Raw genomic sequence first — 12,307 nt, 5'->3', positions numbered from 1 at the left:
TTTCAGCGGCTCGCGCTGACTTCTGGATTCGGAGTACTGCAATGGCGCTCACCCCTGAGCAGAAGCGCGCACGGCTCGCCGAGCTGCTGCGCGACAAGGCCCGTCACTCCCGACGGGCGCCCGTGTCCTTCTCGCAGGAGCGCATGTGGCTCCAGGAGCGGATGGAGCCGGGAAGCGCCGCCCTCAACATCCCCACCGCCGTGCGCCTGTCCGGCGCGCTGGACGTGGACGCCCTTCGCAGCGCCCTCCAGGAGCTGGTGCACCGTCACGAGGCGCTGCGCACCACCTTCGTCGAACAGCAGGGCCGGGTGCTTCAGCAGATCACCCCCTCGCTGGACGTCGGGCTGCCCGTCGTCGACGTCCATGACGGCCGGGAGGCGGAGGCGTGGCGCCGGCTGCACGCGGACGCGAGGCAGCCCTTCGACCTGGAACAGGGCCCGCTGCTGCGCGCCGTGCTGTACCGCTGGGACACGCGCGAGCACCTGCTGCTGCTCAACCTGCACCACATCGTCTCCGACGGCTGGACGATGGGCGTGCTGGTGAGGGAGCTGGGCGCGCTCTACTCCGCGCTCGCGTCGGGCCAGCCCGCGACGCTGCCGGCGTTGCCGTTGCAGTACGCGGACTTCGCCTCCTGGCAGCGGGACTGGCTGCGCGGCGAGACGCTGGACACGCAGCTCGGCTACTGGCGCCAGCAACTGGACCCGAGCGCCGTGCTGGAGCTGCCCACTGACAGGCCACGCACCGCGGACACCAGCACGCGCGGCGCGCGGCAGACACGGCTGCTGCCGCCGGAGCTGCTCGAGTCACTTCAGGCGCTCGCCCTGCGCGAGGGCCGCACCCTCTTCACGCTGCTGCTGGCCGCGTGGCAGGTGCTGCTGTCGCGCTACAGCGGGCAGGACGACGTCACCGTCGGCTCGCCCGTGGCCGGCCGCAACCGCGCGGAGCTGGAGGGGCTGGTCGGCCTGTTCGTCAACACCGTGGCCCTGCGCGCGGACCTGTCCGGCGACCCGTCTTTCCTGGAGCTGATGGGCCGTGTCCACGAGAAGGTGCTGGGCGCCTTCGCCCACCAGGACCTGCCCTTCGAGAAGGTGGTGGAGGCCCTGCGGCCGGAGCGGCAGCTCGGTGTCTCGCCCCTGTTCCAGGTGCTGTTCGCCCTGCAGAACGCGCCCCTGGCCCCGCTGCACGTGCCGGGGCTGTCGATGGAGACCCAGCCGGTGGACAGCGGCGCGGCCCAGGTGGACCTGACGCTGCTGGCCACCGAGCTGCCCCAGGGACTGCGCACCGCCGTCGTCTACCGCACGGACCTGTTCGACGACGCGACGGTGACGCGGCTGCTGGCGCACTTCCAAACGCTGCTGGAAGGCCTCGCCGCGCACCCGGAGCGGCGCCTGTCCGCGCTGCCCATGCTCTCTGGTGCCGAGCGCCAGCAGGTGCTCGTGGACTGGAACGCCACGTCCACGGAGTACCCGCGCGCCTCCACCCTGCCCGACGTCTTCGCACAGGTGGTGGCCCGCTTCCCCGACAAGGTGGCGGTGGAGGCAGGTGAAGCGAAGCTCACCTACCGTCAGCTCGATGCACGCGCCAATCAGCTCGCGTGGCACCTGCGCGAGCTGGGCGTGTCCACGGACTCGCGCGTGGCCATCGCCGTGGAACGCTCCGCGGAGCTGGTGGTGGCGCTGCTCGCCATCCTCAAGGCCGGCGCGGCCTACGTGCCACTGGACCCGTCGTACCCGCGCGAGCGCCTCGCGGCCATGGTGGAGGACGCGCGTCCGAGCGTGCTCCTCACCTCGCGTGAGCTGCTGGCGCAGCTGCCCGCCGAGGGCATGTCCACCGTGGTGCTGGAGGACGTCGAGCTCTCCACGCGGCCCGCCACCCCGCCGCCTCCGGCCGCGCTGCCGGACAGCCTCGCGTACATCGACTTCACCTCCGGCTCCACGGGGCGTCCCAAGGGCGTGGGCACACCGCACGCGGCCGTGCTGCGCACCGTGTTCGGCGTCGACTTCGCCCGCTTCGGGCCGGAGGAGACGTTCCTCCTCCTCGCCCCCGTCTCCTTCGACGCGTCCACGCTGGAGCTGTGGGGCGCGCTGCTGCACGGCTCGCGGCTGGTGGTGATGCCGCCCCAGGCGCCCTCGCTGGAGGAGCTGGGACAGGTGCTCCAGCGCACCGGCGTGACGACGCTGTGGCTCACCGCGGGCCTCTTCACGCAGATGGTGGACGGGCACCTGGAGGGCCTGCGCACGGTGAAGCAGCTGCTCACCGGCGGCGACGTCGTCTCCGCCCCGCATGCCCGCCGGGTGCTGGAGACGCTGCGCATCCCCGTCACCAACGGCTACGGCCCCACGGAGAGCACCGTCTTCGCCACCACCTTCCGCCTGACGGACGCGGCGCAGGTGGGCGCGTCGCTCCCCATCGGCAGGCCGCTGGGCAACACGCTCGTCTTCGTGCTGGACGCGCACGGCCAGCCGGTGCCCGTGGGTGTCCCGGGAGAGCTGTTCATCGGCGGCGATGGCCTCGCCCGGGGCTATGTGGAGCAGCCCGCGCTCACCGCCGAGCGCTTCGTCCCCGACGCCTTCTCCGGCCTCCCCGGCGCGCGCCTGTACCGCACGGGCGACCGGGTCCGCTGGAGCGCGGACGGCACGCTGGAGTTCCTCGGCCGCCTGGACGCACAGGTGAAGCTGCGCGGCTTCCGCATCGAGCTGCCCGAAATCGAGGCGGCGCTGCGAAGCCACCCCGACGTGCGCGAGGCCGTGGCCCTGGTGCGCGAGGACGTGCCCGGTGACAAGCGCCTCGTCGGCTACGTCGTGGCCTCCGAGCCGCTCGACACCGCCGCCCTGCGCATGCATCTCAAGCAGCGGCTGCCGGACTACATGGTGCCCTCCGCCCTGGTGCGGCTGGACGCCTTCCCGCTGACGGCCAACGCCAAGGTGAACCGGAAGGCCCTGCCCGCTCCGGACGCGTCGTCGTCCGGCCAGGACAAGGTCTACGTCGCTCCGCGCACTCCCACCGAGGAAGGGCTCGCCGCGCTCTGGACAGAGGTGCTGCGGGTGCCGCGCGTGGGCGCGCTCGACAACTTCTTCGAGCTGGGCGGCCACTCGTTGCTGGCCACGCAGGTGGCGTCCCGCATCCGCTCCACCTTCGGTGTGGAGCTGTCCCTGCGCACGCTGTTCGCCGAGCCCACCCTCGAAGCACTCGCCGCGCGCATCGACTCCGTGCGGGGCTCCACGTCGGGGAGCCAGGCCCCCGCCCTCGTCCCGGTGCCGCGCACCGGGCCCCTGCCGCTGTCCTTCGCGCAGCAGCGCCTCTGGTTCATCGACCAGCTGGAGCCCGGCAGCGCCACCTACAACATGCCCACCTTCGTGCGGCTGGAGGGTGCGCTGGACGTGGCCGCGCTCCAGCACGGCCTCACGGAGTTGGTGGCGCGCCATGAGGCGCTGCGCACCGTCTTCCGTCAGGAAGAGGGCCAGCCGCTCCAGCTCATCCTCCCGAGCGTGGAGCTGCCGCTGAACGTGGTGGACCTGATCGGCCTGGCGCCGGACGCCGCCCGGGACGTGTTGGAGCAGCAGCTCCGCGAGGACACGCTGCGGCCCTTCGACCTCGCCACGGGTCCGCTCATCCGCGCGGGCCTGTGGAGGCTGGGCGCCTCCGAGCACGTGCTCGCCCTCAACATGCACCACATCGTCTCGGACGGCTGGTCCATGGGCGTGCTGGTGCGTGAGGTCGCCGCACTCTACGAGGCGTCCCTCCAGGGCCGTCCCGCCCCGCTGCCGCCGCTGCCGCTCCAGTACGCGGACTACGCCGTCTGGCAGCGCCAGTGGCTGCGGGGGCCGGTGCTCGCCGAGCAGCTCGCGTGGTGGCGCCAGCAGCTCGCCGGTGCGCCCCAGGCGCTGGAGCTGCCCACGGACAAGCCGCGCCCGGCCGTGCCGGCCTACCGTGGCTCCCAGGTGTCCGTCTTCCTCCCGGCCGACGTCTCCAGCCAGCTCAAGGCACTGAGCCAGCAGGCGGGCGCCACGCCCTTCATGGCGCTGCTGGCCGCCTTCCAGGTGCTGCTGGCGCGCTACTCGCGGCAGGACGACATCATCGTCGGCTCGCCCATCGCCGGCCGCCAGCGGGGTGAGCTGGAGGGCCTCATCGGCTTCTTCGTCAACACCCTGGTGATGCGCGCGAAGGTGGAGGGCCGCGCCTCCTTCCGCGAGCTGCTCCAGCAGGTGAAGGAGATGTCGCTGGGCGCCTACGCGCACCAGGACGTCCCCTTCGAGCGGCTGGTGGAGGAGCTGCAGCCCGCGCGTGACTTGAGCCGCACGCCGCTGTTCCAGGCCCTCTTCGCCCTGCAGAACGCGCCCGCGTCCTCGCCCCGCATGGAGGGGCTGGCGATGCACACGCTGGAGGTGGAGCTCTCCACCACCAAGTTCGAGCTGGAGCTCATCCTCACCGAGACGGCGGACGGCTACCGGGGAACGCTGCGGTACGACACCGGCCTGTTCGAGGCCGCCACCGTCCGGCGCATGGCGGAGAACTTCCGCGCGCTGGTGACGGGGCTGGTCGCCCGGCCCGAGGCCCCGCTCACCTCCGTCTCGCTGCTCTCCAGCGGCGAGCGCCGGCAGGTGCTGGTGGACTGGAACGCCACCACCGTCGCGTACCCGCGCGCCTCCACGCTGCCGGAGGTCTTCGCCTCCGTGGTGGCCCGCTTCCCCGACAAGGTCGCCGTCGAGTTCGAAGGGACGAAGCTGACCTACCGCGAGCTCGACGCGCGCGCCAACCAGCTCGCGCACCACCTGCGCGGCCTGGGCGTCTCCACCGACTCGCGCGTGGCCACGTGTGTCGAGCGCTCGCTGGAGCTGATGGTGACGCTGGTCGCCGTCCTCAAGGCCGGTGGCGCCTACGTGCCGCTGGACTCGTCGTACCCGCGCGAGCGCCTCGCCGCCATGGTGGAGGATGCGCGCCCGCGCGTGCTCGTCACCACGCGCGCGCTGCTGGAGAAGCTGCCCCTGGAGGGGCTGACGCCGGTGGTGCTGGAGGACGCACCGCTCTCCACGCAGCCCACCACCGCGCCCGCGCTGGCCGCCCTGCCGGACAGCCTCGCGTACATCGACTTCACCTCCGGCAGCACGGGCCGGCCCAAGGGCGTCTCCATTCCGCACCGCGGGGTGCTGCGCACCGTGTTCGGCGTGGACTACGCGGCGCTGGGGCCGGACGAGACGCTGCTCCAGCTCGCCCCCATCTCCTTCGACGCCTCCACCTTCGAGGTCTGGGGCGCGCTGCTGCACGGCGCCCGCCTCGTCGTCTTCCCGCCGCACCCGCCCTCCGTGGAGGAACTGGGCCGGGTGGTGCGCGACGCGCACGTCTCCACGCTGTGGCTGACGGCCGGCCTGTTCACCCAGGTGGTGGAGTCCGGCCTGGAGGCGCTGCGTCCCCTGAAGCAGCTGTTGACGGGTGGAGACGTGGTGCCCGCGCCGCATGCGCGCCGCGTGCTGGAGGAGTTGGGCATCTCCGTCACCAACGGCTACGGCCCCACGGAGAGCACCGTCTTCGCCACCACCTTCCGGATGACGGAGCCCTCGCAGCCGGGCACCTCGGTGCCCATCGGCAGGCCGCTGGCCAACACGTGCGTCTACGTGCTGGACGCGCACGGTCAGCCGGTGCCCGTGGGCGTCACCGGCGAGCTGTTCATCGGCGGTGACGGCCTCGCCCGGGGCTACGTGGAGCAGCCCGCGCTCACCGCGGAGCGCTTCGTGCCGGACGCCTTCAGCGGCGTGCCCGGCGCGCGCCTCTACCGCACCGGGGACCTGGTGCGCTGGCGGAAGGACGGCCTGCTCGACTTCGTGGGCCGCGCGGACGCGCAGGTGAAGGTGCGCGGCTACCGCATCGAGCTGGCCGAAATCGAGACCGCCCTGCTGGCCTGGCCCGGCGTGGGCGAGGCGGTGGCCCTGGCGCGCGAGGACCGGCCGGGCGACAAGCGACTGGTGGCCTACGTGGTGCCCGCGCCCGCGGACGGCGACGCGCCCCGGGCGCTGGACACCGCGGCGCTGCGCGCCTTCGTGGCCGGGCGGCTGCCGGACTACATGGTGCCGTCGGCGCTGGTGGTGATGGACGCGCTGCCGCTGTCGGCCAACGGCAAGGTGGACCGCAAGGCGCTGCCCGCGCCGGACCTGATGGCGCCGTCCGCGGAGCACGCGTACATCGAACCGCGCACGCCCACCGAGGAGCTGCTCGCGGCGCTCTGGGCGCAGGTGCTGGGCGTCGCGCGCGTGGGCGCCGAGGACGACTTCTTCGCGCTGGGTGGCCACTCGCTGCTGGCCACGCAGGTGGTCTCCCGCATCCGCTCCACCTTCGGCGTGGCGCTGCCGCTGCGCGAGCTGTTCAAGGCGCCGGTCCTCTCCGCGCTGGCGCGAACGGTGGACGCGGCGCGCCTGGCGAGCCAGGGCCTGGAGGTGCCGGACCTCGTCCCCGCGCCGCGCACGGGAGCGCTGCCGTTGTCCTTCGCGCAGCAGCGACTGTGGTTCATCGACCAGCTCGAGCCGGGCACGGCGTCCTACAACATGCCCTTCGCGCTGCGCCTGGAGGGCGTGCCCGACGTGGCCGGTCTCCAGCAGTCGCTCTCCGAGGTGGTGCGTCGCCACGAATCGCTGCGCACCACCTTCACCTCGCGCGACGGCGAGCCGGTGCAGCTCATCCACGCGCCCGTCCCCCTGCCGCTCCCGGTGGTGGACCTGAGCGCCCTGCCCGCGTCCGAGCGCCAGGCCGAGGCCCGGCGGATGGCCGCCGATGAGGCCCTGCGCCCCTTCGACTTGTCCACGGGCCCGCTGCTGCGCACGGTGATGCTGCGCCTGGGCGAGCAGGAGCACCTGCTGCTCCTGACGATGCACCACATCGTCTCGGATGGCTGGTCCATGGGCGTGCTGGTGCGCGAGCTGGGCTCGCTGTACGCGGCGCACGTCAACGGCACGGAGGCCAACGTGCCGCCGCCGCCCGTGCAGTACGCCGACTTCGCCGTGTGGCAGCGGGGCTGGCTGCGCGGAGAAGCGCTGGAGACGCGGCTGGACTACTGGAAGCGCCAGCTCGCGGGAGCGCCCGCGCTGCTGGAGCTGCCCACGGACAGGCCCCGTCCCTCCGTCCCGAAGTACCTCGGCGCCCGGAAGCCCTTCGCCCTGGGCGCGCAGCTCTCCGACGGACTCAAGGCCCTCTCACGTCGCGAAGGCGTCACGCCCTTCATGACGCTGCTGGCGGCGTTCCAGGTGGTGCTGGCGCGCTACTCGGGCCAGGACGACATCGTGGTGGGCTCGCCTATCGCGGGCCGCAACCGCTCGGAGACCGAGGGGCTCATCGGCTTCTTCGCCAACACGCTGGCCCTGCGCTCGCGCATCGACCCGAGCGCCTCCTTCGCCACCCTGCTGCATGGCGTGAAGGAGACCACGCTGGCGGCGTACGAGCACCAGGACGTCCCCTTCGAGAAGCTGGTGGAGGAGTTCAAGCCCGAGCGCAGCCTCAGCTATTCGCCCATCTTCCAGGTGATGTTCGCCCTGCGGAACATGCCCATGGGCCGGCTGGAGCTGCCCGGGCTGCACCTGCAATCCGTTCCCGAGGAGAACATCCACGCGCGGTTCGACCTGGACCTCTTCATGACGGACGGGCCCACGGGCTTCGTGGGCGCGCTCGACTACGACACCGGCCTGTTCGATGCCGCTACCGCCGCGCGTCTGGTGGAGCACTACCAGGTGCTGATGGAAGGAATCGTGGCCCGGCCGGAGCAGGCCGTGGCCTCGCTCCCGCTCATCACCTCCGAGGAGCGCCACCGGCTGCTGGTGGAGTTCAACGACACGCGCACCGTCCTCCAGCGCTCCGTCATCCCCCACCTCGTCTCCGCGCAGGTGGCTCGCACTCCCGACGCCACCGCTCTTGTCGTCGGCACCGAGCGCTTCACCTACTCGCAGCTCGATGCGCGCGCCAACCGCCTCGCGCATTTCCTCCAGTCTCTCGGCGTCGGGCCCGAGGTGCGCGTCGCCGTCTGCATGGAGCGCACCGCCGACCTCGTCGTCTCCCTGCTCGCCGTCCTCAAGTCCGGGGGCGCCTACGTCCCCCTGGACCCGGCCTACCCGCGCGGCCGCCTCGACTACACCCTCTCCGATTCCGGCGCCCAGCTCCTGCTGTCCCACCAGAGCCTGCTCGCCTCGCTCCAGCTCGACACCCAGGGCCTGCGCACCGTCTGCCTGGACGCGCTGCCGGAGACGTTCTCCCAGTGGCCTGCGTCCGCGCCGGCCTGCCATGCCGTGCCGGACAACCTCTCGCACGTCATCTACACCTCGGGCTCCACGGGCAAGCCCAAGGGCGTGGCCATCTCCCACGCCAGCTCCACCGCCTTCCTCGACTGGTCCCTTCGCACCTTCTCCCGTGAGCAGCTCGCCGGCACCCTGGCCGCTACCTCCATCTGCTTCGACCTGTCCGTCTTCGAGCTCTTCGCGCCCCTCTCCTGCGGCGGCACCGTGCTGCTCGCCGCCAACGCGCTGGAGCTCGCCTCGCTGCACGCCGCCTCCGAGGTGACGCTCGTCAACACCGTGCCCTCCGCCGTGGCCGAGTTGCTGCGGATGGGCGCCATTCCCCCCTCCGTCACCACCGTCAACCTCGCCGGCGAAGCCCTGCCCGGCACGCTGGTGCGCGGCCTCTACGCCACCGGCACCGTCCAGCACGTCTTCAACCTCTACGGCCCCACCGAGGACACCACCTACTCCACCTTCACCCGCGTCCCCGAGGGCCCCGGCGAGCCCACCATCGGCGTCCCCCTGCCCGAGACGTCCGGCTACATCCTCACCCCCAGTCTCCAGCTCCAGCCCATTGGCGTCCCCGGTGAGCTGTACCTGGCTGGCGCCGGCCTCGCTCGCGGCTACCTCGGCAGGCCCGACCTCTCCGCCGAGCGCTTCGTCGCCGACCCCTTCAGCACCACTCCGGGCGCGCGCATGTACCGCACCGGAGACCTGGTGCGCTGGCGCGCAGACGGGCAGCTCGACTACCTGGGCCGCATCGACCACCAGGTGAAGGTGCGCGGCTTCCGCATCGAGCTGGGTGAAATCGAGTCCGCCCTGCGCCAGCACTCCACCGTGCAGGGCGCCGTCGTCATGGCTCGCCAGGACTCGCCCGGTGGCGACAAGCGCCTCGTTGCGTACGTCGTCCCCTCCGAGGGCGCGAAGATTGAAGTCGACGCCCTGCGCCGCCACCTGCGCCTGCACGTACCCGAGTTCATGGTGCCCTCGGCCTTCGTGTCCCTGGACGCCTTCCCCCTCAATCCCAACGGCAAGGTCGACCGCAAGCTCCTTCCCGCTCCGGAGCAGGACACCGCGGGCAAGGACTACGTCGCGCCTCGCAATCCCACCGAGGAGCGACTGGCCGGGCTCTTCCAGCAGGTCCTGGGCCTGGAGCGCGTGGGAATCACCGACAGCTTCTTCGAGCTGGGTGGCCACTCGCTGCTCGCCACGCAGCTCGCGTCCCGCGTGCGCACCGCGTTCGACGTGCAGCTGCCCCTGCGCGCCCTCTTCGAGGCCCCCACCGTGGCCAGACTCGCCGCGCGCATCGGGTCCGCCACGAACGAGCAGGGCTCCGAGGCCCCCTCGCTGGTGCCGGTGCCACGGACCGGCGGGATGACGCTGTCCTTCGCGCAGCAGCGGCTGTGGTTCATCGACCAGCTCGAACCCGGCAGCGCCACCTACAACATGCCCACCTTCGTGCGGCTGGAGGGCGCACTGGACGTGGCCGCGCTCCAGCGCGGGCTCACGGAGCTGGTACAGCGCCATGAGGCGCTGCGCACCGTCTTCACCCAGCGGGAGGGCCAGCCGCTCCAGGTCATCCTTCCGCCCACGAGGCTGGCGCTGAACACGGTGGACCTGAGCGACCTCGCACCCGAGGCCGCACGGGAAGCGCTGGAGCAGCAGCTCCGCGAGGACGCGCTGCGGGCCTTCAATCTCGCCACCGGCCCGCTCATCCGCGCGGGGCTGTGGAAGCTGAGCGCCACCGAGCACGTGCTGTCGATCAACATGCACCACATCGTCTCGGACGGCTGGTCGCTGGGCGTGCTGATTCGGGAAGTCGCCGCGCTCTACGAGGCCTTCTCCCAGGGCCGGCCCTCGCCGCTGCCGGCGCTGCCGCTCCAGTACGCGGACTACGCCGTCTGGCAGCGCAAGTGGCTCCAGGGCGCGGTGCTCGAGGAGCAGCTCACCTGGTGGCGCCAGCACCTCTCGGGCCTCTCCACCCTGGAGCTGCCCACGGACAAGCCGCGCCCGCCCGTGCAGACCTATCGCGGCGCCGAGCTCCCCGTTGTCCTCCCTCGACAAATCTCCGAGTCGGTGAAGGCCCTGTGCCAGCAGGAGGGCGTCACGCCCTTCATGGTCCTGCTGGCCGCGTTCCAGGTGCTCCTCTCCCGCTACTCGGGGCAGGACGACATCACCATCGGCTCGCCCATCGCCGGCCGCCAGCGCGGTGAGCTCGAAGGCCTCATCGGCTTCTTCGTCAACACCCTGGCCCTGCGCGCGAGGGTGGATGCCCGCGCCTCGTTCCTCCACCTGCTGCGGCAGGTGAAGGAGACGGCGCTCGGCGCCTACGCCCACCAGGACGTCCCCTTCGAGCGGCTGGTGGAAGAGCTCCAGCCCACGCGGGACCTGAGCCGCAGTCCCCTCTTCCAGGTGCTCTTCGTCCTGCAGAACGCGCCCGTGTCGGCGGCGCGGGTGTCGGGACTGGCAATGCGTCCGCAGGAGGTGAAGAGCACCACCGCGAAGTTCGAGCTCGAGCTGAGCCTGGGAGAGTCGCCGGACGGCTTCCGAGGCACGCTGCTCTACAACTCGGACCTCTTCGAGCAGGGCACCGCCGCGCGCATCGCGGAGCATTACCGGGTGCTGCTGGAGGGGCTGCTGGCGCGGGCCGAGCAGCCCGTCGAGTCCATTCCGCTGCTCACGCCCGAGGAGCGCCACCGGCTGCTGGTGGAGTTCAACGACACGCGCACCGTCCTCCAGCGCTCCGTCATCCCCCAGCTCGTCTCCGCGCAGGTGGCCCGCACTCCCGACGCCACCGCCCTCGTCGTCGGCACCGAGCGCTTCACCTACTCGCAGCTCGATGCGCGCGCCAACCGCCTCGCGCATTACCTCCAGTCGCTCGGCGTCGGGCCCGAAGTGCGCGTCGCCGTCTGCATGGAGCGCACCGCCGACCTCGTCGTCGCACTGCTCGCCGTCCTCAAGTCCGGGGGCGCCTACGTCCCGCTGGACCCGGCCTACCCGCGCGGCCGCCTCGACTACACCCTCTCCGACTCCGGCGCCCAGCTCCTGCTGTCCCACCAGAGCCTGCTCGCCTCGCTCCAGCTCGACACCCAGGGCCTGCGCACCGTCTGCATGGACGCGCTGCCGGAGACGTTCTCCCAGTGGCCGGCGTCCGCGCCGGCCTGCCATGCCGTGCCGGAGAATCTCTCCCACGTCATCTACACCTCGGGCTCGACGGGCAAGCCCAAGGGCGTGGCCATCTCCCACGCCAGCTCCACCGCCTTCCTCGACTGGTCCCTGCGCACCTTCTCCCGTGAGCAGCTCGCCGGCACCCTCGCCGCCACCTCCATCTGCTTCGACCTGTCCGTCTTCGAGCTCTTCGCGCCCCTCTCCTGCGGCGGCACCGTGCTGCTCGCCGCCAACGCGCTGGAGCTCGCCTCTCTGCCCGCCGCTTCCGAGGTGACGCTCGTCAACACCGTGCCCTCCGCCGTCGCGGAGCTGCTGCGGATGGGCGCCATTCCTCCCTCCGTCACCACCGTCAACCTCGCTGGCGAAGCCCTGCCCGGCACGCTGGTGCGCGGCCTCTACGCCACCGGCACCGTCCAGCACGTCTTCAACCTCTACGGCCCCACCGAGGACACCACCTACTCCACCTTCACCCGCGTCCCCGAGGGCCCCGGCGAGCCCACCATCGGCGTCCCCCTGCCCGAGACGTCCGGCTACATCCTCACCCCCAGTCTCCAGCTCCAGCCCATTGGCGTCCCCGGTGAGCTGTACCTGGCTGGCGCCGGCCTCGCTCGCGGCTACCTCGGCAGGCCCGACCTCTCCGCCGAGCGCTTCGTCGCCGACCCCTTCAGCACCACTCCGGGCGCGCGCATGTACCGCACCGGAGACCTGGTGCGCTGGCGCGCAGACGGGCAGCTCGACTACCTGGGCCGCATCGACCACCAGGTGAAGGTGCGCGGCTTCCGCATCGAGCTGGGTGAAATCGAGTCCGCCCTGCGCCAGCACTCCACCGTGCAGGGCGCCGTCGTCATGGCTCGCCAGGACTCGCCCGGTGGCGACAAGCGCCTCGT

Annotated in this window: 1 protein-coding gene; it reads left to right on the top strand. The window is 72.0% G+C overall.

What is annotated here, in order from left to right:
* Window positions 1–41: 41 nt before the first annotated feature.
* Window positions 42–12,307: non-ribosomal peptide synthetase (locus G4D86_RS31785; RefSeq protein WP_163997843.1), on the top strand; the 12,266-nt coding region annotated here is incomplete at its 3' end.

The sequence above is a fragment of the Pyxidicoccus caerfyrddinensis genome (assembly GCF_010894405.1).
Classification (GTDB): Bacteria; Myxococcota; Myxococcia; order Myxococcales; family Myxococcaceae; genus Myxococcus; species Myxococcus caerfyrddinensis.
Note: the sequence above shows the minus strand (reverse complement) of the source record. Positions and strands in the feature narration are given on the sequence as shown.